Origin of the sequence: Xanthobacter tagetidis (assembly GCF_003667445.1) — a bacterium.
GTDB lineage: Bacteria > Pseudomonadota > Alphaproteobacteria > Rhizobiales > Xanthobacteraceae > Xanthobacter > Xanthobacter tagetidis.
This window is the reverse complement of record NZ_RCTF01000018.1, coordinates 50,830-76,650: the sequence shown is the minus strand read 5'-3', so window position 1 is coordinate 76,650 and position 25,821 is coordinate 50,830. Positions and strand designations below refer to the sequence as shown.

Annotated in this window: 23 protein-coding genes and 1 pseudogene; 13 read left to right on the top strand and 11 right to left on the bottom strand. The window is 68.6% G+C overall.

The genetic code is table 11. From position 1 onward, the window contains the following. Window positions 1-22 precede the first annotated feature (22 nt). The 6 genes from D9R14_RS18435 to D9R14_RS18410 form a co-directional block, all read right to left on the bottom strand. Window positions 23-727 (bottom strand): COG3904 family protein, encoded by a 705-nt coding sequence (locus D9R14_RS18435; RefSeq protein WP_245420880.1) that lies wholly within the window; start codon window positions 725-727, stop codon window positions 23-25. A gap of 124 nt (window positions 728-851) precedes the next feature. Beyond that, the gene (locus tag D9R14_RS18430) at window positions 852-2,132 is read right to left on the bottom strand and encodes a hypothetical protein (protein ID WP_121624814.1); all 1,281 of its coding nucleotides are present in this window, start codon (window positions 2,130-2,132) and stop codon (window positions 852-854) included. Between the two features lie 243 nt (window positions 2,133-2,375). After that, on the bottom strand, window positions 2,376-2,732 hold the full coding sequence (locus tag D9R14_RS18425; protein WP_121624813.1) for a hypothetical protein: 357 nt from the start codon (window positions 2,730-2,732) through the stop codon (window positions 2,376-2,378). 71 nt (window positions 2,733-2,803) lie between these two features. Continuing rightward, complete coding sequence (locus D9R14_RS18420; protein ID WP_121624812.1) at window positions 2,804-3,589, bottom strand: N-acyl homoserine lactonase family protein; 786 nt, start codon at window positions 3,587-3,589, stop codon at window positions 2,804-2,806. Window positions 3,590-3,637: 48 nt separating this feature from the next. Then, the gene (locus tag D9R14_RS18415; protein WP_121624811.1) at window positions 3,638-4,540 is read right to left on the bottom strand and encodes an NAD(P)-dependent oxidoreductase; all 903 of its coding nucleotides are present in this window, start codon (window positions 4,538-4,540) and stop codon (window positions 3,638-3,640) included. Window positions 4,541-4,567: 27 nt separating this feature from the next. After that, complete coding sequence (locus tag D9R14_RS18410; protein WP_121624810.1) at window positions 4,568-5,533, bottom strand: Bug family tripartite tricarboxylate transporter substrate binding protein; 966 nt, start codon at window positions 5,531-5,533, stop codon at window positions 4,568-4,570. Between the two features lie 318 nt (window positions 5,534-5,851). Here D9R14_RS18410 and D9R14_RS18405 point away from each other — a divergent pair, with 318 nt between their 5' ends. Further along, window positions 5,852-7,450, top strand: coding sequence for an AMP-binding protein (locus D9R14_RS18405; RefSeq protein WP_170168675.1), 1,599 nt, complete (start codon window positions 5,852-5,854; stop codon window positions 7,448-7,450). Between the two features lie 113 nt (window positions 7,451-7,563). Here the strand turns inward: D9R14_RS18405 and D9R14_RS18400 are convergent, their stop codons facing one another. The 3 genes from D9R14_RS18400 to D9R14_RS18390 form a co-directional block, all read right to left on the bottom strand. Next, complete coding sequence (locus D9R14_RS18400) at window positions 7,564-8,739, bottom strand: thiolase C-terminal domain-containing protein (protein WP_121624808.1); 1,176 nt, start codon at window positions 8,737-8,739, stop codon at window positions 7,564-7,566. Next, window positions 8,736-9,161, bottom strand: a complete 426-nt coding sequence (locus tag D9R14_RS18395) for a Zn-ribbon domain-containing OB-fold protein (RefSeq protein ID WP_121624807.1) — start codon at window positions 9,159-9,161, stop codon at window positions 8,736-8,738. Before D9R14_RS18395 ends, D9R14_RS18400 begins: the two co-directional genes overlap by 4 nt. A 191-nt stretch (window positions 9,162-9,352) precedes the next feature. Continuing rightward, window positions 9,353-10,309, bottom strand: a complete 957-nt coding sequence (locus tag D9R14_RS18390; protein WP_121624806.1) for a LysR family transcriptional regulator — start codon at window positions 10,307-10,309, stop codon at window positions 9,353-9,355. Window positions 10,310-10,494: 185 nt separating this feature from the next. On the opposite strand from D9R14_RS18390, the gene D9R14_RS18385 reads away from it, so the two are divergent. The 4 genes from D9R14_RS18385 to D9R14_RS18370 all read left to right on the top strand — a co-directional run bounded on the left by D9R14_RS18385 (window position 10,495) and on the right by D9R14_RS18370 (window position 15,458). Further along, window positions 10,495-12,195 (top strand): GMC family oxidoreductase, encoded by a 1,701-nt coding sequence (locus tag D9R14_RS18385; protein ID WP_121624805.1) that lies wholly within the window; start codon window positions 10,495-10,497, stop codon window positions 12,193-12,195. A gap of 58 nt (window positions 12,196-12,253) precedes the next feature. Beyond that, window positions 12,254-12,991, top strand: coding sequence for an SDR family NAD(P)-dependent oxidoreductase (locus D9R14_RS18380; RefSeq protein ID WP_121624804.1), 738 nt, complete (start codon window positions 12,254-12,256; stop codon window positions 12,989-12,991). A gap of 38 nt (window positions 12,992-13,029) precedes the next feature. Beyond that, on the top strand, window positions 13,030-13,929 hold the full coding sequence (locus D9R14_RS18375) for an MBL fold metallo-hydrolase (RefSeq protein ID WP_121624803.1): 900 nt from the start codon (window positions 13,030-13,032) through the stop codon (window positions 13,927-13,929). Window positions 13,930-14,024: 95 nt separating this feature from the next. Continuing rightward, on the top strand, window positions 14,025-15,458 hold the full coding sequence (locus D9R14_RS18370; RefSeq protein WP_210210875.1) for an aldehyde dehydrogenase family protein: 1,434 nt from the start codon (window positions 14,025-14,027) through the stop codon (window positions 15,456-15,458). Between the two features lie 143 nt (window positions 15,459-15,601). Here the strand turns inward: D9R14_RS18370 and gcvA are convergent, their stop codons facing one another. Continuing rightward, window positions 15,602-16,567: a transcriptional regulator GcvA gene (gene gcvA / locus D9R14_RS18365; RefSeq protein WP_121624801.1), complete on the bottom strand. Its 966-nt coding sequence runs from the start codon at window positions 16,565-16,567 to the stop codon at window positions 15,602-15,604. Window positions 16,568-16,810: 243 nt separating this feature from the next. Here gcvA and D9R14_RS18360 point away from each other — a divergent pair, with 243 nt between their 5' ends. From D9R14_RS18360 to D9R14_RS23595, 7 genes and pseudogenes are all read left to right on the top strand, one after another. After that, the gene (locus D9R14_RS18360; RefSeq protein WP_210210874.1) at window positions 16,811-17,653 is read left to right on the top strand and encodes a transketolase; all 843 of its coding nucleotides are present in this window, start codon (window positions 16,811-16,813) and stop codon (window positions 17,651-17,653) included. Then, window positions 17,650-18,699 carry a transketolase family protein gene (locus tag D9R14_RS18355; RefSeq protein ID WP_245420879.1) on the top strand — a complete coding sequence of 350 codons (1,050 nt, stop codon included), beginning with the start codon at window positions 17,650-17,652 and terminating at the stop codon, window positions 18,697-18,699. The genes D9R14_RS18360 and D9R14_RS18355 overlap by 4 nt, the downstream gene beginning before the upstream one ends. Further along, window positions 18,696-19,571: an NAD(P)-dependent oxidoreductase gene (locus D9R14_RS18350; protein ID WP_121624798.1), complete on the top strand. Its 876-nt coding sequence runs from the start codon at window positions 18,696-18,698 to the stop codon at window positions 19,569-19,571. The genes D9R14_RS18355 and D9R14_RS18350 overlap by 4 nt, the downstream gene beginning before the upstream one ends. A gap of 35 nt (window positions 19,572-19,606) precedes the next feature. Then, the gene (locus D9R14_RS18345) at window positions 19,607-20,470 is read left to right on the top strand and encodes an alpha/beta fold hydrolase (RefSeq protein ID WP_121624797.1); all 864 of its coding nucleotides are present in this window, start codon (window positions 19,607-19,609) and stop codon (window positions 20,468-20,470) included. Between the two features lie 39 nt (window positions 20,471-20,509). Continuing rightward, window positions 20,510-21,523, top strand: a complete 1,014-nt coding sequence (locus tag D9R14_RS18340) for a TRAP transporter substrate-binding protein (RefSeq protein WP_121624796.1) — start codon at window positions 20,510-20,512, stop codon at window positions 21,521-21,523. Window positions 21,524-21,533: 10 nt separating this feature from the next. After that, window positions 21,534-23,402 carry a TRAP transporter large permease gene (locus D9R14_RS18335; RefSeq protein WP_121624795.1) on the top strand — a complete coding sequence of 623 codons (1,869 nt, stop codon included), beginning with the start codon at window positions 21,534-21,536 and terminating at the stop codon, window positions 23,400-23,402. Continuing rightward, window positions 23,399-23,560 (top strand): annotated as a pseudogene (locus tag D9R14_RS23595) (transposase); the annotation flags it as partial. The gene D9R14_RS18335 and the pseudogene D9R14_RS23595, both read left to right, overlap by 4 nt. 136 nt (window positions 23,561-23,696) lie before the next feature. Here D9R14_RS23595 and D9R14_RS18330 read toward each other — a convergent pair. Beyond that, complete coding sequence (locus D9R14_RS18330; protein WP_121624794.1) at window positions 23,697-24,638, bottom strand: LysR family transcriptional regulator; 942 nt, start codon at window positions 24,636-24,638, stop codon at window positions 23,697-23,699. 125 nt (window positions 24,639-24,763) lie between these two features. Between D9R14_RS18330 and D9R14_RS18325 the strand changes: the two genes are divergently transcribed. After that, entirely contained in the window at window positions 24,764-25,819 is a 1,056-nt protein-coding gene (locus tag D9R14_RS18325; RefSeq protein ID WP_170168674.1) for a carbon-nitrogen hydrolase family protein, read from the top strand. Window positions 25,820-25,821 lie beyond the last annotated feature (2 nt).

The following is a 25,821-nucleotide window of genomic DNA, read 5'->3' as shown; positions in this document are numbered from 1 at the left end:
CAAGCTGCCTGTTGCAGAAGATTCAAGACCGCGCGGCAGTCGCCAGCTTCAGCTCCAGCAGTTCGCCGGCGGAGAAATAGAACATCTCCTGCGGCGGCGTTTCCATCGCGCTCATCCACACGCGCGGGTCGACGCCCATCGCCACGAGGTGACGCTGGCATTCGGCCGACACCCGCTGGCCGCCCGCCATGCCTTCCGCCGCATCCGCGGGCGGCGCGCCGGCCGACCGCCGCCCGGTGAAGACCTGGTGGACCCCGATGGCGGACCCGCCTTCGGCGATGCGGTTGACGCCGCCCACGAAGACCAGCGGACAGGACGACACGCACAGGCCCGACGCTTCGACCTTGGTGTCAAGGCGCCGCTCGCGAATGAGCCGCCCCATGGCGAGGGCATCGCTGACCGATCCGCCGGGGGAATTGAGCACCACGGTCTTCACATAGTCGCCCAGCCGCGCGATCTCGGCGGCAAAGCGCTCTGCGGTGCCCGGGGTAATCGCGCCCCGCGCCTCCAGGCGGCCGCCGGCGACGAGTTCGATGACCATGGGCTTGCGCAGGTCAGCCGCCGGCACGCGGCCCGGGCGCCGCTCTTCGGGGCCGGGCATGCCCGGGCGCGCGGACGGCAGGTAGGGCTGCACGGTGTGTTCCTCGCCGGGGACGGCGGGCCGCTCCGGCGGCGCCGTCATGCGCTCGGCGAGATCCCAGCCGAGAACCGCGATGGTCAGCGCCATGAGGGCGCGGAAAACGGTGCGCAGCACAGTTTCGTCCGGTCGGACCCCGAGGAACCGGGCCCAGGTGCTCGTCGCCTCAGCATCCCCCGATGATGGCGCGCTTGCGGGCCCCGCACTCACGCTGTCACTCCTTCTTCGCGCGGCTGGTTGGCAGCGCCGTCACCGTTGCCGCCTGGGTGTCCGCCGTGTCCGGTGCATCGTCCTCCGCGTTCCCGGCGGCAGGGACAGGAGGGTACGACTGCGCTCGGATCTCGCCGGCAAGCCGCAGGGCGGTGATCAGCTGGTCCGCGGTCATGGTGCTTGCGGCCACCGGCTCGCCCTCCCGGCGAATGGCCGCATGGACGACGCACAGGATCAGCACCAGAACGGCGGGCAGCAAATCGATCGAGATCGCCCCTGCCCAGCTCGGCAGGAAATCTCCCGCATAACGGAGGACCGCCTCGGCGGTGCTGAGCGGCTGGAAGCGCGCCGGCTCCACGGTGCCGGTGCCGATGATCTTGTCGGCCGCCTTCGAGAGCGCGTTCGCCTGCGCCTCGACCGCCCGCTCCACATTGTCCACGACGGCGGACTGGCGGCCCGCGAGATCCGCCGTCCGCCCGCCCGCCGCCGGGGCGATGAAGCCTGAGGAGAGATCGTCGGCGGCGCGTTTCACCGCCTGCGCCATGGACGCCTGCTCGAGCGAGGCGATGGTGCCGACGAGACGCAGCGCCTCAGCCCCGAAGCCATCGGAGCGCGCCTTGATCTCGCCCTGACCGGAGACGAGCTCCCGCATCTGGGCGATGTTGGCGCTGCCTTCTGCATAGAGCGTCTTCACCCTCTCGCCGCTCGCCGAAACCTCGCGGCCGAGGTCGTCGAGCTGCCGCGACATCTGGCTGAGAAGCTGGACGACGGTGCCGGACCCGCCCGTGCCGGTGAGGGCGCCGCCGCGCTCGGCGTCGGCGAGCCGAGCGAAGCGGGTCGAGGCGAGCTGGATGTCCGGCAGAAGGCTCTGCGCGCCGAGGGCGCGATTGTGCGCTTCGTCGAGATCGCGCGTGTAGTTCTGGAGCGTTACCGCGAGATGCTGCTCAATGGCCGCGGAGCCCGCGAGCGCGGCGGCGTTGAGCCACGAGGACATGGCGATGATCATTACCGAGCCCAGCAGCATCGCCGCGGCGAGCCACACCCTGCTCGCGACATCCCGCACATGCGGCAGAAACGCCAGCAGGAACGACCAGAAGGCATAGATCGCGACGGAGACGGCGCTGGAATAGATCAGCGCGGCGAAGAAGGTGATGAGGGGCGATCCGTCGAGCAGATCGCGGACACCGAGATAGGTGTAGACGCCCGACGCCAGAGCCAGCACGGCAAGCGTGAGGCGCATCGTCGTATCGAGCCCGGAAACGCTGTGGCGCAAAGCCGATGCCATTCAGGGTAAACCTTCATGAAGAGGTTATCGAAATATTGCAGTCCATTGCGCCTGCAATAAGACAGGGCATCCAGCCAGGCCTCAGTGCACACCTCCCTGCGAACTCCCGTGCATCGTCAAACAATAACAATTGCGTGATTTTTTGCTTATGCCCCACTACGGCAACGCTTGCGCATGACTACCAGTTTCCTCCTGAAATCGAGCAAGGAACTGTAGGACAAGATTTTCGCGCACCACCACCATTCAGCTTCCATTGCGCCGCCTATTCCGGCCCGGCAGCCGGACGAACTCGCCATCGCGATGACGGTTCATGTCGCCTCCGACGAGAGGCAGGATCAACGGCCGGGGATCAGGCACGGAACGCGGCACCGGGCTCCCTCTGCACGACCGGCACCTGACGAGGCCGCCATGGACGCCGAACGAGCCGGACTGCAGGCCCGAGCGCACCCAGGAGCCTGGGCTGCCCATGGGCTCAGGCGCCTTGCCGCAGAGCACCGCGCGCGCCTGGATCGCCGCCGCGCCGGCAAAGAGGCTGAAGAGCGCGAAGGCCACGCGGCTCCACGCCTGCGGCTCGATGGACCCCAGCGTCGCGATGCGCATGAGGTGGGTCGCTGTCCTTTTCGCTCGGATGCCCGTCGCGGAATGCCTGGGATGCGGGCGGCCGCTATGCGTCAGACCGCGCCATGGCCGATGCGCACTGCCCAGGACGCGTTTGGCGAAACGGGCGTGTAGGTGGTCAGCACCGATGGGTCGTGGCCCGGCAGGATAATGCCGCCCGCGCCGGCCAGGGCGCGAAGCCTGGCGTATCCTTCCAGGACATCGGCGTAGTCGGCAAATAGCGGAAAGACCTTTCCGGCCTGCATGTGCGCGGCGAAGTGGACCGCGTCCGACGCAATTACCACCGGGCCGTCGCGCCGCGCCACCCGCACCACCTGCAGGCCCCGTGAGTGTCCCCCTACAAGGTGCAGCGACAGGCCCGGAAGAAGCTCCCCATCCCCATCGTGAAACCGCACGCGGCCGGCGAACACCATGCGCACCGCTTCCACCACATCATTCGCATGGAACGGCACGCGCATCCGCGGGTGGCACATGCAGCGGCCTGTTCCGTACGCCATCTCCCGGTCCTGGAGATGGAAAGTGGCGCGCGGGAAGGCGGCGAGGTTCCCCGCATGGTCGTAGTGCAAATGGGTCAGCACCACGTCGCGGACCGCGGCGGCGTCGATGCCGATGGATGCGAGCGCTTCCACCGGATGGCGCAGCAGCGTGCGCCCGCGCCGCTCACCCTCGGCGGGCAGGTAGCCGGTATCCACCACCACGACACCGAGCGGGCCGCGCACGACCCAAATGAAATAATCGATCCGGCCCGGCGCCTCGTGCGGGTCCGCCTCAAGCACGAGGTCCGCAGCCGGACGGATGGCCGTCGCGTAGTGGAGGGCGATCACCTCCCAGTCATTCATGAGCGCGGCTCCCGATGCGACGGTCCTGCGGTGGACGAAGTCGGCGCGTCACCGCGCCTTGTGGCGGGTGCCGACGAAACTGGAAATCTCCGTGTGGTCCGCCCCCGGCCGCAGGCCGGCGCGCGCCTGCTCCCATTTCCGCGCGCTGCATTCGATGAGGCCTTCCTCGATCCCCACCTCAGCGGCGAGATCCGCCGCGGTGCGCAGGTCCTTCGCCATCAATGCGAGCGCGAAGCCGGAGCCGAACGTGCCAGACAACACGAAGGGCTTCAGCTTGGTCTCAGTGGAGTTGTTGCGGCCGGTGGAGGCGTTGAGCACGTCCACCACGGTTTCCGGCGCGATGCCGAATGCCTCGGCTATCGCGAGCGCCTCGCAGGAAGCGAGCAGCCCGGCGGCCGAGACGTAGTTGTTCAGCGCCTTCATGGCGTGGCCCGAGCCCAGCGGGCCGGTGGCGAAGACGGAGCGCCCCATGGCTGCAAGCACCGGACGGGCCGCCTCCACGTCGGCGGCGGATCCGCCCGCCATGATGGCAAGCGTACCGTCCACCGCCCGGCGCACCCCGCCGGACACCGGCGCGTCGACGAAGCGCAATTCCAGCGCGGCGAGTTCTGCGCCGAGCCGAACGGTCCCGATCGGCGCCGATGAGCTCATGTCGAGGACGAGCGTGCCGGCGGGCAGGACGGCGGCGATGCCGCCGTCGCCCAGCAGCGCATCGCGAACGATCCTGCCGTCCGGCAGCATGGTGATGACCACGTCCGCCCCGGCGACGGCATCTCTCGCCTGTTCGAACGCGGCGCCGCCCGCGGCGGCGAACGCCGCGCGCGCCGAAGCGGACAGATCAGCGCCGACGACCGGGAAGCCTGCCTTCAGCAGGCAGGTCGCCATGGGCAGGCCCATCATGCCAAGGCCGATCATGGCCACCTTCGGCAGGCTATCAGACGCCACGGACATGGAGCGCCTCCCTGGCAGGCGAGGCATTCATTGCGGCTCGATGCCGGCGGCGCGGACCACCTCGCCCCACTTGGCGTGCTCGGTGGCGATGATGTCGGCGAGCGCGGCGCGCGACATGGGCCAGGGCTCGAACCCCTGGTCGATGATCTTCTTTCGGATGTCCGGCATCTCGAGGATCCGGTTGACCTCGCGGTTGATCTTGTCGGCGATCTCCGCCGGCACCCCGGCCGGCGCCACGAGCGCGTTCCAGCCCACGGCCACATAGCCAGGCACGCCGGCCTCCATCATGGTCGGCACGTCGGGCAGCGATGGCACGCGCTCATTGCCGAGCACGGCGAGCGCGCGCAGCTTGCCCGAGCGCACCGCGCCGAGCTGGGCGCCGACGGAGGAGATCATCATCGGCACGCGGCCGGCGATCACGTCGAGCGCCGCAGGGCCGTCGCCCTTGTAGGGTATGGCGACGATGTCGATGCCGGCCTTCGACTTGAACAGCTCCATGCCGAGCTGGAAGGCTGCGGCTCCGGAGGCATAGCTGAGGGCACCGGGCTTGGCCTTGGCGAGCGCGATCACGTCCTGGATGGTCTTGGCCTCGAAGTTCGGATCGACGACAAAGATGTTCTCGACCCGCGACAGCATGGCGACGGGTGTGAAATCTTTGCGGGTGTCGAAGGTCAGCCCCTTCATCAGGTGGGGACCCATGACGAGCGTGCCGCTGACGCCCACCACGAGGGTGTAACCGTCGGGCGCCGAGCGGGCCGCCGCCTCGAGGCCCACGGCGCCGCCGGCGCCGGGCCGGTTCTCGACCACCACCGCCTGCTTCCAGGCCTTGCTCATCTCCTCGCCCACCATGCGGGCCAAGATGTCGGACGCCCCGCCCGGCGTATAGGTGACGATAATGCGGATCGGACGACTGGGATAATCCGACTGCGCGAATGCACTTGTCGCGCCCAGCAGGCAAACTGCGAGGAAAAATAGGCGTTTCAGAATGCTCATCGCATCCCCTCCCCGGCTTGTCCGCGCGATTGCGCGGCATCTTGTTCTGCGTTGCTCTTGTTCCGGCGCGCCGGACGGAGCCGGCAGGGCGGAATGTTTGGCGTGACGATAGAGGCCCGCCGCTTCGTGTATTCATACCTACTGGGCATACGACCTATGCCGGCCACGCCGCGAGCACGGCAGCAGCGGGCACGGCATAACGCTCTCAGGCCGGGTGGCCGATGGGTGTCGGAACCGCGCCCGGCGCCGCTCGCAGATCTTGATGCGGCAGGATTGTTTCGAGCTGCCGTAAGACGAAGGAGCCGGCTTTTGCATCCGATGCATTCCCTGCCTCTGCGCGAGCGCGTGCTCGGCCCGATACTGCGACAGGTGGCCGAGCGGGAGGCGGACCGGATCTATCTGGAGGCCGACGGACGCGCCTTCTCGTTCGCCGAGACCTACGCGAATGTGCGCGCGCTCTCGTGCAGCTTCCGCGATCTTTCCCTGTCCAAGGGCGACCGCGTCGCCGTCATGCTTCCGAACGGCGCGGAGTTCATCTTCTGCTGGTATGCGTGCGTGAACATCGGCGCCGTGATCGTGCCGATCAACACCACCTATACCGGCGCGCTGCTCGAATACCTGCTGCGGGATTCCGGCAGCCGGGGCCTCGTCATCGCCGCTGAATTCCTCCCCGCGCTCGAGGCGGTGGGGGCCGAGGCGCGCGCCGCCCTCGATTGGGTGGCGGTGGTGGGCGAAGGCGCCGCTCCGGCCGGACCGACCCGCGTGCTCGGTTATGACGAACTGCTCGCGGGCGACGGCGCGGATCCGGAGATCGCATGCACCTTCGAGGACACGCAGGCCATCATGTACACTTCGGGCACCACCGGTCCCTCGAAGGGCGTGGTGATGCCGAACGGCCATTTCTTTTCCTCCACCTGCACCTTCCTGCGCGGCACCGACCTGCAGCGCGACGACGTGCTGTTCACGCCCATGCCGCTGTTCCACGGTGTGGCGAGCCGGCTCGGCGCGTTGCCGTGCCTCATGGTGGGGGCGAAGGTGGTGATCGCGCGGCAGTTCAGCGCCTCACGCTATTTCGAGCAGGCAGCGGCCTGCGCCGCCACCATCGGCCAGACCATCTTCACCATGCAGACCATGCTGAAGGCGCAGCCGCCGGGCGCCTTCGACCGCGGCCACAAGATGACGCGGATGTTCAATGCCAGCCATGATCCCGAATTCGAGGCGCGCTTCGGCGTACGGCTCGTGGAAGCGTACGGCATGACCGAGACCGGCCTCACCATCTACACCCCCCATGGCGGGGCGCGGCGCGCGGGAAGCTGCGGGCGCGTCCACGAGGACTGGGAGATGAAGATCCTCGACGAGCAGGGCCTCGAAGTGCCCGCCGGGCGCACCGGCGAGATCGCGCTGCGCCCGAAGCTGCCCTCCATCATGATGCGCGGCTACATCAACAAGAGCGAAGAGACGCTGAAGGTGTTCTCCGATCTGTGGTTCAAGACCGGGGACTATGCGCGCGTGGACGAGGATGGGTTCGTCTTCTTCACCTCACGCAAGAAGGAACGCATCCGCCGGCGCGGGGAGAACATCTCGCCCTACGAGATCGAGAGCGTGGTCGCCTCCCATCCGCTGGTGGACGACTGCGCGGCGGTGGCGGTGCCCGCCGCCGCGGGCGAGGACGACGTGCGCATCGTGTGCGAGGTCCGGGACCCCGGCCGGCTGCGTCCCGGCGAACTGGTGGACTGGCTCCAGGGCCGCCTGCCGCGGTTCATGATGCCCCGCTACGTCGATTTCGTGCGCGAGCTGCCGCGCACACCCAACAGCAAGGTCGAGAAGTACCGGCTGGTGGCCGACGGCATCGGCCCGGGCACCTGGGATCGCGAGACCGCCGACTATGTGCGGGTCACGGACGAGGCGAAGTCCTAAAATGATCGATCCGATCAAATTGAAACAAATTGATCGGATCGCCCTCTGAATTATTGGCAGAGAATGCGCCCGGGGCCTTCCCACCCTGCGCCGCGCATTCTCTCGCCCGCCTCTCAGCGCGACAGGATGAGCGCGCTCTTGTGCCCGGCGCCGCCACCGCTGTTGACGAAGCTGATCTCGGCGTCCGCCACTTGGGCCGTCGAAGTGCCCCGGATCTGACGCACGCCCTCGCTGACCAGATTCAGCCCGTGCAGATAGGCCTCCGAAAGCAGACCGCCCGCGGTGTTGGTGGGCAGCGTGCCGTTCGGCCAGGCGAGATTGCCGGCGGCTGCGAACGGGCCGCCGCCGCCGCGCGGCACGAAGCCGAAATCTTCCAGAGCCATCAGCACCAGGCCGCTGAAGGCGTCGTAGAACTGCGCGACGTCCACGTCCTCTGGCCCGATGCCAGCCATGGCGAACAGCGCCTCGGCGAGCGCGCGGGAATTGGTGGTGCCGTAGTCTTCGAGCGCCATGTTGTGGGAGGCGACCGGTCCGAGGCCCCAACCCTTGTTCGACGCCTGGGCCGCCGCCAGGATACGCGCAGGCTTCTGCCTCAGGTCGCGCGCCTTCTCCAGCGAGGTGACGATGAGCGCGCAGGCGCCGTCCGTCTCCAGGCAGCAATCGTAGAGGCGGAACGGCGTCGCGATGTAGCGCGCGGCGAAATACTCCTCCTTCGTCAGCGGTTTGCCGAACTGGATCGCGCGCGGATTGCGCTGCGCGTGGGCCCGGAAGGTGAGCGGCACCGCCGCCAGTTGTTGCTCCGTGGTGCCCTGCTCGAACATGTAGCGGCGGAAGGTGAGCGCGGTGTACTGCGCCGGCGTCAGCAGGCCGAACGGCGTCATGTAGGAGCCGCCGATGGGCCGCGGCCGGTATTGGCCGAAGCGGGCATACTGCCCCTGGCACAGCGAGCGGTAGACCACGACGGTCTTGCAGATGCCCGCATGGACCGCGAGGGCCGCATTCATGACGCTCGCTGAGCAACCGCCTCCGGCGGCGCCCCATACGAGGTTGGAGAAGCGCATCTGCGGGATACCCAGCGTCTGCTGGATGCGCACCGGCTCGTGGCGCTCATCGGCGAACGAGCAGAAGCCGTCGATCTCGCCGACGTCGAGGCCGGCGTCCTCGGCGGCGGCGGCGATCGCCTCGCACAGGAGCTGGAACTCGCTCACCTCGGTGATGCTGCCACGGCGGCCGTAGCGGCTTTCGCCGAGGCCGACGATGGCGGTGTCTGAGGGAAAGGCGACGGTCATGGCGCCCTCCGGAAGCGCGGCAGCACCTGGCCGTCCGCAACTTCATCCCAGGCGAGCGCGACGCGCATGCCGATCGCGATCTCGTCCGGCTCCGCGTCGATCACGTTGCTGACTATGCGGATGTCGTCGGTCCCGTCCAGCAGGACGACGCTGACATTGTAGGGCACGACGTCCTTCAGCGAGGCATGTGCCGGATAGTGGCAGACGGTGAAGGAAAACACCGTTCCGGTGCCGGGCACCGCGCGCCACGTGGTCCGCATGGAGCGGCACGCCGGGCAGGCTGGCATCGGCGGATGGCGCAGCTTGCCGCAGTCGGCGCAGGCCTGGATGCGCAGTTCGCGCGCCTTGCAGAAATCCCAGAAGGGCTGGTCGTCGAGGTCCGGCTGCGGACCGGGCAGCTGGGTGGGCAGATAGGTCGACACGGCGCGTCCAATCGTCGTTTTCGCTTGGGCAGGGAACTCCCGCCGGCGACGACGCTAGAGCAGCCCTTCCCGCCCCTGAACGAAGAACACGACAATGAAACTATGCCGGAAAGGCATTGCTGGCGCCGGCTCCGCTTTTCCGGCTGGACGGCGATTCACCGGGCTGGATGGCCGATCTGCGCCGCCTGCGCTCAGCCCCACGCCGCTTTGCCGGGCTTGGACACGCGCGGGAGCCGGTGCAACTTGCCGCGCCACACTCCCTGGTCCACGAGCGCCGCGACCTGGCGGCCGAGCAGAGCGACGAAGTCGGCGAGCTGGCCCGCATTCTGGTCCGTCTTCAGCGCCGCGCCGAGGCTCCACACAGCGCCCGCAGTGACGATGGGCGAGGCGGTGAGCTCGCCGGCGCTCACCTCTTTCTGCACCGCGCTGTAGGCGTAGAGCGTGGCGCCCATTCCCTCCTGAACCAGCGCCTTGGTCACGGTGAGCCCGTCGATCTCCTGAAGGATGTCGAGCTTGAGCTTGTCGCGCGCCGTGAGCTTGTCCACCAGCTGGCGCAGGCTGTTGGTCTGGCTGGGCAAATAAAGCGGGCGACTGAGCGCTTCCGCCAGGGTGAGGTTCTCGCGCGGCGGGGTGCCGGGCGGCTCCACCAGGTAGATGCGCTCCACCAGCATAGGCACGAACGTGAGGTTCGGCGCGAGGCTGGGATTGTGCATGAAGGCGATGTCCACCTGCCCGGTGCTCAGCCATTCGTGCAGGACGCCGGAGAAGCCCTCCATGATGCGCAAGGTGAGGTTCGGCGTCTCCTCGGCGACCGCGCGCAGGAGCGGCGGCACCAGCAGCCGCGCCGTCGCCGGCGGCACACCGAGAGTGACGCTGCGCGACTTGGCCCCTGCATAGCTCGCGATGTCGCGCTGGATGCGCGCGAGATCGTCGAACAGGGTGGTGGTGCGCTCGAACAGGAATTCGCCGGCACCGGTCAGAACCACGCCGCGGCTGTGGCGGGCGAACAGCGGCATGCCGAGCGAACTCTCCAGCCGCCGGATCTGCCGGCTGAGCGCCGGCTGCGCCACCCTCAGCTTGAGCGCCGCCTTCGAGAAGCTGCGCGCCTCCGCGACGGTCCTGAAATAGCGCAGCTCGCGGACGTCCACGCCGGTCCTCCAGCCATACCTTTGGATTATAGAACATATGCTCCCGCGAAAGTCGACCGGGCGCCGAGCGCGCCTGTACTTAGAGGAGACGACGCCCGCAGAGGCGTGCCGGTCCGTCCTGCGTGGGACGCACCGGGGGAGGCCGGCCCTGCGCGGAGCCGGACGCGACGGGGAACAGCGGGCTGATGTACGACTACATCATCGTGGGCGGCGGATCGGCCGGATGCGTTCTCGCCAGCCGCCTCTCGGCCAAGGCGTCGAACCGGGTGCTGCTGTGCGAGGCCGGGGAGGACACCCCGCCCGGCCGCGTGCCGCCGGAGATCGCAGACAGCTATCCCGGCTTCGCCTATCTCAATCCCCGCTTCCTGTGGACCGAGCTGAAGGCCCGCGCACGCGCCGTTCCGCACAACGACCCTGCGGCGGCGCCGCCGGAGGCGCGGTACGAGCAGGGCCGCGTTCTGGGCGGCGGCTCCTCCGTGAATGGACAGCTCGCCAATCGCGGCGCCCCCTCAGACTATGACGACTGGGAGAGACGCGGCGCGGCGGGATGGAACTGGGAGGCGGTGCTCCCCTATTTCCGCAAGCTCGAGCGGGACATGGACTTCGGCGGCCCGCTGCACGGCAAGGAGGGGCCGGTCCCCATCTCCCGCATCTTCCCGGAGCTGTGGTGCGGCCACGCCAAGGCGGTGAGCAAGGCGCTGGAAGCGGCCGGCATTCCCTTCCTGGAGGACCAGAACGGGGCTTTCGCGGACGGGCATTTCCCGATCGCCATCAACAACATCTACGACCGGCGCGTGTCCGCCGCCGCGGCCTATCTCGACGCCGCGACGCGCCGACGGGAGAACCTGCACATCCGCGCCGGCGCGAGAGTGACGCGCCTCCTGCTGGAGGATGGCGCCTGCGTCGGCGTCGCCGTCCGCTCCGGCGAGGGCGAGGACGAACTGCGTGCCCGCGAGGTCATCCTGTCGAGCGGCGCCATCGGCTCGCCGTCCCAGTTGCTGCGTGCCGGTATTGGCCCGGCGCCGCACCTGCGCGCCCATGGCATCGAGGTGGTGGCGCACGTCCCGGGGGTGGGCCAGAGCCTCATGGACCACCCGTCCGTGGCCCTCGCCTCGTTCCTGAAGCCCGAGGCCCGCATCGGCATTCTGACGCGGCGCCACATCCTGATGGCGCTGCGCTACTCGTCGGGCCTCGCGGGAGCGCCGCGCGGCGACATGTTCGTGACGCTTGCCAGCAAGTCCGCCTGGCACAAAGTGGGCGAGCAGCTCGGCACCTTCATCATCTTCGTCAACAAGAGCTATTCCCAATCCGGCACGGTGACGCTGCGCTCGGCGGACTGGCGCGAGCCGGCGGCGGTCGCCTTCAACCTGCTGAGCGACCACCGCGACCTGGTGCGCCTGATGGCGGGATTCCGCCTCATGGGCATGATCCAGCGCTCGGCCGAAATGCGCGCCGTCGCCTCCGATCCGTTCCCGGCGAGCTACGACAAGCGCGTGCGGCAGGTGGGCATGGTCAATTCCCGGAACCGTATCCTGATGGCGGTGCTGGCGCGGATGCTGGACGCCAATCCGGTCCTGCGCCGCGCCCTCATCGACCGCTTCATGGCCGGCAAGTACCGCTTCGACCGGCTGATGGAGGATGACGGGGAGCTGGAGGACTTCACCCGATCGGCGGTGACCGGCACCTGGCATGCAAGCTGTTCGTGCCGCATGGGACGGGCCGACGACCCCATGGCCGTGACCGACGCTGCCGGCCTTGTGCGCAGCGTCCGGGGGCTCAGGGTGGTGGACGCTTCCATCTTCCCCGTCGTGCCGTCCGCCAACACCAACGTCCCGGTGATGATGGCCGCCGAGAAGATCGCCGACGCGATCCTCTCCGGGCACTGACCCGTCGCCGAACCGACACGCAGGGCGGCTCTGCCGCCGCAGGAAACTGGAGCAGAAGATGGGAGAGAATACGGAGAAAGCCGGCGCCGTCGTCACCGGCGCCAACAGGGGCATCGGCCTCGCCATCGCCCGCCGCCTCGCGGCCCAAGGCCACCACGTGATCGGCCTCGCGCGCACCTCGCCCAAGGAGGATTTCCCCGGCGAGTTCGTCAACCTGGACTTCTCCGACAGCGCCGCCACCCGCGAGGTGCTCGCCGGCATCGCCGCCCGCCACAAGGTGCTGCGGCTCGTGAACAACGCCGCGCGCTTCTTCTACGGCGAGGTGGAGACGGCGGAGTTCGCCCATTTCGAGAACCTCGTGGCAGTGAATCTCGCCGCGAACATGCTGACCATGCAGGCGTTCGTACCGCACATGCGCGCCGCCGGCTTCGGGCGCATCGTCAACATGGGCAGCCGTTCGGCGCTCGGGAAGCACGGCCGCCTGCTCTACGGCATGACCAAGGCCGGCATCGTCGGGCTCACCCGCAACGCGGCGCTGGAGCTCGCGCCCTTCGGCATCACGGTGAACTGCATCTCCCCCGGCCCCATCGAGACCGAGGGCTTCACAGCCGGCAACATGGCCCCCGGCACGCCCCAGCGTGAGGCGTTCGTCAATGCGATCCCGGTGCGCCGCGTCGGCCAGCCGGAGGAGATCGCGGCGGCCTGCATGTACTTCATGTCCGACGAGGCCGGCTACACCACGGGGCAGACGCTCAATGTGTGCGGCGGCCTCACCATCGGCGTCGCCGCCATCTGACGGCGCGGCCGGAGAGCACGAAGGCGGAGGAGCGAGCCATGACCGCGACCAAGACCACGTCCAGCACCTACCGGGTGGGCGATATCGCCGTGACCCGTGTGGAGGAACTGCTCAGTCCCGGCTCGCCCCCGAGCTACCTGTTCGCCGACTTCCGGCCTTCCTTCTACGAGGAGAATCCCGAGCTCGCGAGCCCGGCCTTCCTCGATCCCAAGACCCAGCGGCTGATGTCGTCCATGCACACCTGGCTGGTGCGAAACGGCGACGACGTGATCCTCGTCGATACCGGCTGCGGCAACGCCAAGCCGCGCCCGCCAGCCTTCCGCCGCTTCGACATGCTGGACACGCCCTTCCTCGACCGCCTCGCCGCGGAAGGCGTCACGCCCGAAGACGTGACCCTGGTGGTCAACACCCATTTCCACGTCGACCATGTGGGCTGGAACACCATGCTGGTGGATGGCCGCTGGGTGCCGACCTTCCCCAATGCCCGCTATCTCTTCCCAAAGGCGGAGTACGAGCATTGGATCGCCACCGATACCGGCCTGAAGGGCTTTCCGGAGTGCGACTGCTATCTGGAGGACAGCATCAAGCCGATCTACGAGGCGGGCCTCGTGGACGACATCGCCGACGGCGACGAGATATCGAAGGGCCTCTTCATCCAGGCGGCGCCCGGCCACACCGCGGGACAGGTGGCCGTGATCGCCCGCTCGAAGGGCGAGACCGGCATCTTCTCCGCCGACGTGCTGCACCAGATCGTCCAGGTGCCTCGCCCGGAATGGCACTGCCGGTTCGACGAGGACAGCGCCCTCGCCTATCGCACCCGCAAGGCGCTGCTGGAGCAGGCGATCGAGACCGACGCCATGGTCTTTCCCGCCCATTTTGGCGCCCCCCACGCGAGCCGCCTTGCCCGCCGCGGCAGCGGCTATTGCCTCGTGCTCTGAGCCGGCAGCAGGAGACGCCCATGGCCGAGACCGCCCAACGCCGCGCCGCCGAGGCGCCCGCCTTGCCCGCCTTCGCCGACGGCGGGGCGCGCCGCATGCTCATCGGGGCGGACTGGGTGGAGGCCGCCTCCGGCCGCCGCTTCGAGGCCCGCAACCCCGCCACCGGCACGCTGCTGGCAACGCTTCCGGAGGGCGATGCCGAGGACGTCGACCGTGCCGTCGCCGCCGCGCGCGCCGCCCTGGACGGCTCGTGGTCGAAGGCGAAACCCGACGAGCGCCAAGCTGCGCTTTTGCGCCTCGCGGACCTCGTGGACACGAACTACGACGAGCTTGCCTGGCTCGACACCCTGGACATGGGCGGCCCCATCAGCCGCACGCGCCTCGGGCGCAAGCGCATGGTGGGGCTGCTGCGCTTCTACGCAGGGCAGGCCACGGCGCTGACCGGCGAGACCATCGAGAATTCCGTCCCTGGCGCGGTGCTCACCTTCACGGCGCGGGAGCCGGTGGGGGTCGTGGGCGCCATCATCCCCTGGAACGCGCCGCTGGGCATGAGCGTGCTGAAGGTGGGGCCGGCGCTGGCCACCGGCTGTGCCATCGTTCTGAAGCCCGCCGAGGATGCCTCGCTGAGCCCGCTGCGCTTCGCCGAGCTGGTGCTGGAGGCGGGCGTGCCGCCGGGTGTGGTGAACGTCGTCACCGGCTTCGGCCGAACGGCGGGCGCGGCCATTGCCGCCCATCCCGGCATCGACAAGGTGGCCTTCACCGGCTCGCATGTGACTGGGCAGGAGATCGTGCGGCTCTCCGCGGCCAACCTCAAGCGCCTGTCTCTGGAACTGGGCGGAAAGTCCGCGAACATCGTGTTCGCCGACGCCGACCTTGATGCCGCGGTGCCGGGCGCCGCCATGGCCGCCTTCGCCAATTCGGGACAGGTATGCAGCGCCGGCACGCGGCTGTTCGTTGAGCGGAGCATCTATGACGACGTCGTCGCGCGCGTCGCCGCATTCGGCGCCGCGCTCAAAGTCGGTGACGGTGCGGACCCTCAGACCCAGCTCGGGCCGCTGATCTCGGCGCGGCAGCTGGAGCGCGTGGCCTCCTATCTCGACATCGGCGCCGCCGAGGGGGCGCATGCGGTGTCCGGAGGCGCACGGCTCACGGATGGCGCCTACGCGAAAGGCTTCTACGTGCCGCCGACGGTGTTCTCAGGCGTCGAGGACCGGATGCGCATCGCCCAGGAGGAGATTTTCGGGCCGGTGCTGTGCGTCATCCCGTTCGACGGCGAAGCGGAGGTCATCGCCCGCGCCAACGCCAGCATGTTCGGCCTCGGCGCGGGCGTGTGGACCCGCGACGTCGGCCGCGCCCTGCGCGTCGCGCGCGCCATGAAGGCGGGCTCGGTCTGGGCCAACTGCTACCAACTCATGGACCCAGCCGTGTCGTTCGGCGGCTACCGCATGAGCGGCTACGGACGCGAGTCCGGCGCGCGGCATCTGGATGAGTATCTCAGCACCAAGTCGGTCTGGATCAACGCCGGCTGACCCTGCGTGCCGACCTTGAGTCCCCAGCGATCCCCACCCGTGGTCTGCCGATCGGATCGCGGCGCCCGCAAATGATGGGCAGGGGCGGCGAACGCGTTGCTGTCATGCGGCCGATGGCGCTCGTCCAAGACTTTCCCGCAGGATCAGCCGGGATTTGGAGAGGTGAGGCGGGACAGCGCGCGCGGGGGGCGGATCGTGTCGCCCGGCCCCGCCGATCGGTTCAGATTGCCGAGTTCCGAAAACAGCCAGTGTCGAAACGAGGTGATTTTCGGCAGTTGCTCCGACGCCTTCAAGTAAACAAGGCTGTGACAGATCATCTGCGGCCCCTCCATCCCGAAGGGGGCGACAAGACTGCCGCTCTTGATCTCCCGCTCGACCAGCAGCAGGCTTTCCAGGCAGACGCCCCGCCCGTCGACCGCCGCGCTGATCGACATGAACGAGCGGTCGAACCGGGGGCCTCGGTCGAGATTGAGCCGAACGCCGGGATGACGCTTCTGCCATTCAGGCCAGCCGAACAAATTGACTTCGGAGTGAATGAGCTGGTGATGCACGAGGTCGGCGGGCTCGCGAAGCGGATGGGCGCCTTCCAGGAAACGCGGCGAGCAAAGGGCCACGATCGTCTCGTTCGGGAACGGCTCGACCACGGTTCCGCTCTGCTGCAGCGCGGTGCCGTACTGGATGGCGAGATCGAGCGTCCCGGAATTGAGGTCGATCGTGTTGTTGGACGCGTGCAGCCTGAGGTCGATCTCCGCATTGATCTCGCTGAAGCGGGAAATCCGCGGCATCAGCCATTGGGTCGCCAGGCTCGGCACCACGTGGATTGACAGGATATCGCTGCGCTCGCCCCGGCGCACATTGCGCGTGGCGTCCTCGATCTGGGACAGCGCCCGCCCGATCTCGGTGGCATAGCGCCGGCCCACATCGGTCAGGATGATCGAGCGGTGGGCGCGATGAAACAGCCGCGCGCCGATCTCCTCCTCCAGGAAGCGGATCTGGTGGCTCACTGCCGAAGGGGTGACGCGCAGCTCGTCCGCCGCCTGCTGGATCGAGCCGAGGCGTGACGCCGCCTCGAAGGCGCGGACGGCTTTCAGGGTCGGGAGCTTGCGCATTCTTTGCCTGAATTAATTTCAGCTATTGGTCGTTCTAATTCGTTTGAAGCGGCCCGGCAAACGAAACACCCTTGGGGCAATGAAATGCGCAGGCCACCGTGCCGCGCCCGATCCCGATCCATCGGGACGCTTGGGAGGACACCATGCTTCGCATCCACGGCCCGGAACACTGAACTGCGCGCAGGCGCCTGCGGCGACGCAGCGCCTGCTGCGGGTCCGCATCCTTCTGTCAAGGTCATGCCCATGAGCCAGCTCGGCCACAACATTCCTATTCCCGAACGCGCACGCAACATCCGCCGCAACGCGCTGCGCATGGGCGAGGTGCAGGGACAGGGCTACATCGCCCAGGCGCTCGGCATCGCCGACGTGCTGGCGGTCGCCTACTTCCACGCCATGACCTACCGGCCGGAGGAGCCGGAATGGGAAGACCGCGACCGCTTCCTTCTGTCCAACGGCCACTATGCCATCGCCCTGTATGCGGCGCTGATCGAGGCCGGGATCATCCCGGACGCCGAGATCGAGACCTACGGCTCGGACGACAGCCGCCTGCCCATGTCCGGCATGGCCAGCTACACCCCCGGCATGGAGATGTCGGGCGGCTCGCTGGGGCTCGGGCTTTCCATCGCGGTCGGCAAGTGCCTCGGCCTGAAGCGCAAGGGCTCGGACCGCCGGGTCTATACGCTGTTCTCCGACGGCGAACTGGACGAGGGGTCGGTGTGGGAGGCCATCATGTCGGCCGGCCACTTCAAGCTCGACAACCTCATCGCCGTGGTCGACGTGAACAACCAGCAGGCCGACGGCCCGTCCACCTCCGTTCTGGGCTTCGAGCCGCTGCCGCAGAAGCTGGAGGCGTTCGGCTGGTTCGTCCGGCGCGTGGACGGCAACGACATCGCCGCGGTGCAGGCGGCGTTCGACGCCGCCAGGGCCCAGGCGGGAAGCGGCCGGCCGAGCATGATCGTCGCCGATACGCTGATGGGCAAGGGCGTGCCGTTCCTTGAGGCACGCGAGAAGAACCATTTCATCCGCGTCGATGCGCACGAATGGCAGCTGGCGCTGGCCGCGCTCGACGAAGGGAAGCCGTCATGAGCACGCACATCCGCAAGAACGCGCCGGCCGCCGCGGCCGGCAAGCCCCGCCTCACCACCTCGGCGATGATCGCCTCCATCGCAGCGGAGGGCCAGCGCACCAAGCCGGCGCCCTTCGGCCATGCGCTTGTCGCCCTCGCCCGCGAGAACGAGCGCGTGCTGGGCATGACGGCTGACCTCGGCAAGTACACCGACCTGCACATCTTCGCGCAGGCCTTTCCCGAGCGCTTCCACCAGATGGGGATGGCCGAGCAGCTCCTGTTCGGCGCGGCCTCGGGGCTCGCGTCCGAAGGGTTCATGCCCTTCGCCACCACCTATGCCGTGTTCGCCTCGCGCCGGGCCTACGACTTCATCCACCAGACGATCGCGGAGGAAAACCGCAACGTGAAGATCGTCTGCGCGCTGCCGGGCCTCACTTCGGGCTATGGCCCCTCGCACCAGGCGGCCGAGGATCTGGCGCTGTTCCGGGCGATGCCCAACATGGTGGTGATCGACCCCTGCGACGCGCACGAGATCGAGCAGGTGGTGCCGGCGATGGCCCGGCACGACGGGCCGGCCTACATGCGCCTGCTGCGCGGCCAGGTCCCGCTGGTGCTGGATGAGTATGGCTACACGTTCGAGCTCGGCAAGGCGAAGCTGCTGCGCGACGGCCCGGACGCCCTCGTCATCTCCTCCGGCCTCATGACCATGCGCGCTTTGGAGGCAGCCGATCTCCTGCGCAAGGACAAGGTGGAAGTGGCGGTGCTCCACGTGCCCACCATCAAGCCGCTCGACGAGGCGGCGATCGTCGCCGCCGCGCGCAAGACCGGCCGGCCGGTGATCGTGGCCGAGAACCACACGGTGATCGGCGGCCTCGGTGAAGCGGTGGCGGCCACGCTGCTGCGCGCCGGCGTGGCGCCGGCGGCCTTCCACCAAATCGGCCTGCCGGACGCCTTCCTCGACGCGGGCGCACTGCCGACGCTGCACGATCGCTACGGCATCTCCGCCGAGAAGGTGGCGGGCAGCATCAAGGCCTGGTCGGACGGCGGCGCGGGAGGCGCGGCATGAGCAAGGTTGCATTCGTCGGCCTCGGGGCCATGGGCCTGCCGATGGCCACCAACCTGGTCCGGGCCGGCTTTTCGGTCTGCGGCTGCGACCGCCGGCCGGAAGCGCTCGACGCCTTCGCCGCCGCCGGCGGCGCGGTCGCTCCAACCCCTGCGGACGCCGCCCGCGGCGCCGGAACGCTGCTGCTGATGGTCGTCAACGCGGCCCAGGCGGAGGATGTCCTGTTCAATGCCGACGCGCTCGACGCGCTGGCACCGGACGCGGTGGTGGTGCTCATGGCCACCTGCCTGCCGGGACAGGTGGCGGCGCTCGCCGCGAAGGTGATGGCCACGGGCCGCGGCTTCCTCGACGCGCCGGTCTCCGGCGGCGTGGTGGGCGCCGCCGCCGGCTCCCTCTCCATCATGGCGGCGGGACGCGAGGACATCTTCGCCCGCGCGCGGCCGTTGCTGGAGGCGATGGGCGGCAAGCTCTACAACACCGGCACCACGCCCGGACAGGGCGCGATGGCAAAGACCATCAACCAGCTTCTGTGCGGCGTGCATCTGGCGGCGGCCGCGGAGGCGCTGTCGCTCGCCGAGAAGGCCGGCGTCGATGCCGCCGTGGCGCTGGAGATCGTCTCCGGCTCGGCCGCATCGAGCTGGATGCTGAAGGACCGCGGCCCGCGGATGCTGGAGGACGAACCCATCGTCACGAGCACCGTCGACATCTTCGTGAAGGACCTCGGCATCGTGCTCGCCGCCGGCACGGAGACGCGCGCGGCGCTGCCCTTGGCCGCGGCGGCGCACCAGCTGTTCCTGGCCGTATCCGGCCAGGGCATGGGCGAACAGGACGACAGCAAGGTCATCGAGGCCTACCGGCGCCTGCGGGGCGCCTGAACCGGGAAACGCAGACAAGCAACAAGGAGACGGCGATGACCGTCGAGATCACCTCCCACTACGCCGAGCTCTCCGACGTCACGCTGCACTATCTTACGGCCGGCGCCGGAGATCCCGTGGTGCTGCTGCACGGCGTGCCGCAGAGCTCGCACGAATGGCGCACCATCATTCCCCAGCTGGCGGACCGCTATTCCATCATCGCCCCGGACCTGAGGGGATTGGGCGACACCTCCCGTCCCGCGTCCGGCTACGACAAGAAGACGGTGGCCGCCGACATTTGGGAACTGCTGCACCACAAGCTCGGCATCGAGCGCTTCTTCCTGGTCGGCCACGACTGGGGCGGCCCGGTCGCCTTCTCGCTTGCGGCCCAGCACCCGGAGGCGGTACGCGCGCTCGCCATCCTTGACGTCGCCATTCCCGGCGACGGGGCGGAGATGTCCCAGGGCGGCCGGCGCTGGCACCATCCCTTCTTCCGCACCCTCGACCTGCCCGAGAAGCTGTGCGAGGGGCGCGAGCACCTGGTCATCGACTGGCTGTTCGAGAATTACGGCAAGCGGCACGACGTGATTCCGCTCCAGGACCGACTCGAATACCACCGCACTTATGCGCGGCTCGGCGGCTTCCGCGCTCTGATCGCCTACTACCGGGCCTTCCCGCAGGACGCGATCGACAATGCCGAGATCGTCGCGCGCAACGGCAAGCTCAAGATGCCGGTGCTGGCGCTGGGCGGCGACAGCAGCTTCGGCCGCGGCATGGAGACGTTCGAGTCCCTGAGCCGCCTGGCGGAGAACGTGAGCGGCGGGCTCATCCCCGATTGCGGCCACTGGGTTGCGGAGGAGGCCCCGGACTTCGTGGCGGCGCAGCTCCGCGACTTCTTCGCCCAGCACGCCGGAACGTAAAGCGTACCCACTGTCAGGAATAAAAACGGGAGGACTACCATGTCGATCATCAGCCGCCGCGGCTTTCTCGCCGGCACCGCGCTCGCCGGCGCCACGATCGCCATGCCCGCCATCGTGCGGGCGGCGCCGGAGTTCACGCTCAAGTTCGCCAACATCATGCCGGTGGATCATCCGCTGAACACGCGGATGACCGAGGCGAGCAAGACCATCTCCCAGCTCACCGACGGCAAGGTGGAGATCCAGGTCTTCCCGGCGAGCCAGCTCGGCACCGATGCCGACATGCTGAGCCAGCTGCGCTCCGGCGCGCTGGACTTCTTCGCCCAGACCGGCCTCATCGTATCGACCCTGGTTCCGGTCGCCGCCATCACCGGCGTCGGCTTCGCGTTCTCGAACTATCCGCAGGTCTGGAAGGCCGTGGACGGACCGCTCGGCCAGCACATCATCAAGGCCTTCAACAAGGCCAATCTCGTCGCCTTCGACAAGATGTGGGACAACGGCTTCCGCCAGACCACCTCGCAGACCCGCCCGATCCGCACGCCCCAGGACTTCCAGGGCTTCAAGATCCGCGTCCCGCCGTCGCCGCTGTGGACCTCGCTCTTCAAGTCGCTGGGCGCCTCGCCCACCTCGATCCCGTGGGGCGAGACCTATTCGGCGCTGCAGACCCACGTCGCGGACGGCCTCGAAAACCCGCTCGCCGGCATCTACTTCGCGAAGATGTACGAGGTGCAGAAGTATCTCTCGAAGACCAACCACATGTGGGACGGCTTCTGGTTCCTCGCCAACCGCCGCAACTTCGAGGCGATGCCGGCGTCGACCCGCGACATCATCATGAAGACCGTCAACGAGGCCGCGCTGAAGCAGCGTGCCGACGTGGAGAAGCTCAATGCCGAACTGCAGGCCGAGCTGACCGCCAAGGGACTGGAGTTCTTCGACGTGGACAGCGCGCTGTTCCGCAAGAAGCTTCAGGATTCCACCTTCTATACCGAGTGGAAGGGCCGGTTCGGCGACGAGGCGTGGGGGCTGCTCGAAGCCGCCTCCGGCAAGCTCGGCTGAGGCCGGATCGATGGCGGCTCCGTCCCACCCCACTCCGGCTGCGGCCGTCGCGCTCCCTCCGGTGCTTGAAAAGCTGGAGGCCGGCGTGGTGCGCGTCGTCGAGTTCGCCGCCGGCGGGCTCGTCGTGGTCGAGGTGGCGGTGCTTCTCGCCGGCGTCCTCGCCCGCTACGTGTGGGGCGCGCCGCTGACCTGGTCGGACGAGCTCGCCTCGATGCTCTTCCTTTGGCTCTCCATGCTGGGGGCGGTGCTCGCCTTCCAGCGTGGGCAGCACATGCGCATGGGCGCGCTGGCGGATGCCGCGCCGCCTCGCGTGCGGTCGCGGCTTGAGCTGGCCGCCCTGGTGACCTGTCTCGCGCTCACCGTGATCCTGCTGCCCTACGCCTTCGAATATGCGGTGGACGAGATCATCGTCATCACCCCCGCGCTCGAAGTCTCGGTGGCCTGGCGCGCGGCGGGGCTGCCCATCGGGCTTGCGCTGATCCTGTTCTTCGGCCTGATGCGGGCCGCCCGGCTCGGGCAGCCGCGCGACGTGCTCGTCGCGGTCGCGGTCGCCGTCGCCGTCGTGGCCGCGGGCATGGCCGCAAAGCCCCTCATCCTCGCCCTCGGCAACTGGAACCTTGTATTGTTCTTCGTGCTGTTCGTGGCCACAGGCGTCTTGAGCGGCGTGCCGATCGCGTTCGTGTTCGGCCTCGCGGCGCTGAGCTATGTGGCGCTTGGCACCGGCCGCCCGCTGACCGTGATCGCCGGCCGGCTCGACGAGGGCATGTCGCATCTTCTGCTGCTCGCGGTGCCGCTGTTCGTGCTGCTCGGCATGCTGATGGAGCTGACCGGCATGGCGCGGGCCATGGTGGGCTTCCTCGCCGCCCTGCTCGGCCATGTGCGCGGCGGCCTGTCCTATGTGCTGGTCGCGGCGATGTATCTCGTGTCTGGCATCTCCGGCTCGAAGACCGCCGACATGGCGGCGGTGGCGCCGGCGCTGTTTCCGGAGATGAAGAAGCGCGGCGCGAAGGAGGGCGACCTCGTGGCCCTGCTCGCCGCCACCGGCGCGCAGACCGAGACCATCCCGCCCTCGCTCGTTCTCATCACCATCGGGTCGGTGACGAGCGTGTCCATCGCCTCGCTCTTCATCGGCGGGCTGCTGCCCGCCTTCGTGTGCGGCCTCGCCTTGTGCGCGCTCGTGTGGTGGCGCTACCGGAACGAGGACCTGTCCGGCGTGCGCCGGGCCACCCGCGGCGAGATATCGAAGGCGCTGCTGCTGGCCGTGCCGGCCCTCATCCTGCCGCTCATCATCCGCACCGCGGTGGTGGAGGGCGTGGCGACCGCCACCGAGGTGTCCACCATCGGCATCGCCTATTCGGTGCTGGTCGGCATCTTCATCTACCGCGAATTCGACCTGCGCCGGCTGCTGCGGATGCTGGTGGACACGGCCGCGCTCTCCGGCGCCATCCTCTTCATCATCGCCGCGGCGACCGCGGTGGCGTGGTGCCTGACGCAATCCGGATTCTCCCGGGCGCTGGCGACGGCCATGGGCAACCTGCCCGGCGGGGCGCCGGTGTTCATGGGGGTCTCGGTCATCACCTTCGTGGTGCTCGGCAGCGTGCTCGAAGGCATCCCGGCCGTGGTCCTGTTCGCCCCGCTGGTGTTCCCGATCGCCAAGGCCCTCGGCATCCACGAGGTGCATTACGCGATGGTCATCATCCTCTCGATGGGCGTCGGGCTGTTCATTCCGCCGTTCGGTGTCGGCTACTACGCGGCCTGTGCCATCGGCAGGGTGGACCCGACAAAGGGCATAAGGCCCCTCTGGGGATACATGGGCGCGCTCATCCTCGGCCTCGCGCTGGTCGCCGCCGTGCCGTGGATCTCCATCGGCTTCCTGTGACGCCGGCGCATGCGGCGTCCAATCTCAAGCGCCCGGACAGGGAGCCTCGTTGCGATCTGAGCGAAGGAGAGTGGCGGCTGATCGCGCCGCTGCTGCCGAACAAGCCGCGCGGGGTGCCCGGGGGCGATGATCGGCGGGCGATCAACGGGACGTTCTACGGGCCCGGGGAGGCTGTTCGTCCCGAGGTGGGATGGCGGAACTGGCTTTCAGCGGTGTGCTCGGCACGGTTCGCCAGCCTCTCCGGCGGCGGCCCTGCGCCAAGCGGGCGACGCCTTTTCCGGCGGCTGCTCCGCATCAGTCGGCGGCATCGGCCTCCGAGCGTGTCTGGCCCCTGCTCCACGTCGCGAGGAAGCCGCGCACGAAGTCCTGGAAGGTCATGGTCAGCCGGCGCTTGGCGATCCGCTTCAGCGTCACCAGCACCACCTTCAGCGGGCGCACCCCATCCTCCAGCGGCACGGTGACGATGCGCGAGCCGTCATAGGTGATCGAGGAGGCGGTCTTGAGGTTCAGGATCGAGTAGCCGAGGCCGTTGCCCACCAGGGTGCGCACTGCCTCGAACGAGGAGGAGCGGAAGCGGATGTTGGGTTCGAGCCCCAGCGCATAGAACAGCGAGAGGAAGTATTCGCGCGTGTGCGGCAGGTCCATGAGGATCATGGGTTCGGCGGCGAGTTCGCTGAGCTGAACGGCGCGCCGGCCGGCCAGCCGGTGCTGCTCGGGCAGCACCACGAACGCCGGAAGCTCGGCCATGTGCACCGCCTGGAACTGGTCGGATAGCCCGAGGTCGAAGGTGAGGGCGGTCTCGATGCGGCCGCTCTTGAGCCCCTGGAGGATCTCCTCCTGGTCGCCGATCTCGATATGGATGCGGATGCTCGGATAGCGCGCCGAGAACGAGCCCATGATGTTGGCGAACACCACCGGTGCGAGGTTGGTGAAGCAGCCCACCATGAGGTCGCCTTCCACCGCGTTGCCGAGCGCCCCAGCGATGGTCTCGAACTCGTCGGCATGGGCCAGGAGGCCGCGCGCCTCCAGCGCCACCAGCTCGCCGGAGGGCGTCAGGGCAAGGCCCTTGGCGGGCTTGCGCACGAACAATTGCAGGCCGACCTGCTCCTCGAAGTCGCTGATCGTGGTCGACACCGAGCCCTGGCTGCGGCCGAGCCGCTCCGCGGCAACGGAGATGGTCCCACACTCCGCCACCGTCACGAAGGTCCGCACCGCGCGGAGCGTAAAGCGGTTCATGTTTTCCGAACCTCATATTCGGTTTCTTATGTCTTTTCGAATGCTGCTCCAGCGATACGATGCATGCAAGAGGGCTTGTCCGGCACCCTGGGCCAGGCCCGGGTTTTTGGAAGGAAACATCTGGCATGCAAGGCATTCCTGGCTCCGGCGCCAGCCGCAAGACGGTCGTTGCTGCGGCGCACGTTGCGGCTCCGCCGTTCGACCTGCGCGGCGGCGTGGCGAAGGCGGTCGAGGTGATCGCCGATGCGGCGCGCACCGGCGCCCGGCTGGTGGTCTTTCCGGAATCCTTCATTCCCGGCTTCCCGATCTGGGCCGGCCTCTACCGGCCCGTCGACGCCCACCGCTTCTTCCGCCGCTTTGCGGAAAACGCGCTGCTGTCCGACCGCGGCCCCATCGGCGAGATCGCCGCCGCCGCCGCGCGCCACCGCATCTTCGTGAGCCTCGGCTTCTGCGAGGTCTCGCCGACCAGCCCCGGCTGCATGTGGAATTCCCAGGCGCTGATCTCCGACACCGGCGAGATCGTGAACCTGCACAGGAAGCTGGTGCCGACCTTCTACGAGCAGCTTTCCTGGAACCGGGGCGACGCCGCCGGCCTCCGGGTGGTGCAGACCTCGCTCGCCCGCATCGGCGGGCTGATCTGCGGCGAGAACAACAATCCGCTCGCCCGCTACGTGCTCATGAGCGAGGGCGAGGAGATCCACTGCTCCTGCTATCCGGCGATCTGGCCGTTCCGCAATCCGCTCGGCGGAGCGCCCTACGACCTGAAGGACGCCATCCGCTTCCGCACCGCCGCCCATGCGTTCGAGGCCAAGGTCTATTGCGTGGTGGCGGCCGGAACGCTCGACGAGCCCACCATCGCCGCAATGAGCGAGGGCGACGAGGAGGTGGAGGCGATGATGCGCGCCTGTCCGCGCGCGGCATCCATGATCGTCGGCCCCACCGGGGAGCTGCTCGCCAGCCGGCAGGGCGACGAGGAGGGGCTGATCCTGGCCGAGATCGACCTCTCCGTTCTGGTGGAGCTGAAGCAGCATCACGACATGGCGGGCTACTACAACCGCCACGAGCTGTTCTCGCTGCGTGTGCGGCGCGAGCGGCCGCGGCTGCTGGAGAGCCTGGATGCCGCCCCCTCGCCGTTCGACGGCGAGACCGAGCTGGCGTCGTTCGGCGCCGCGGCGGAGTAGGC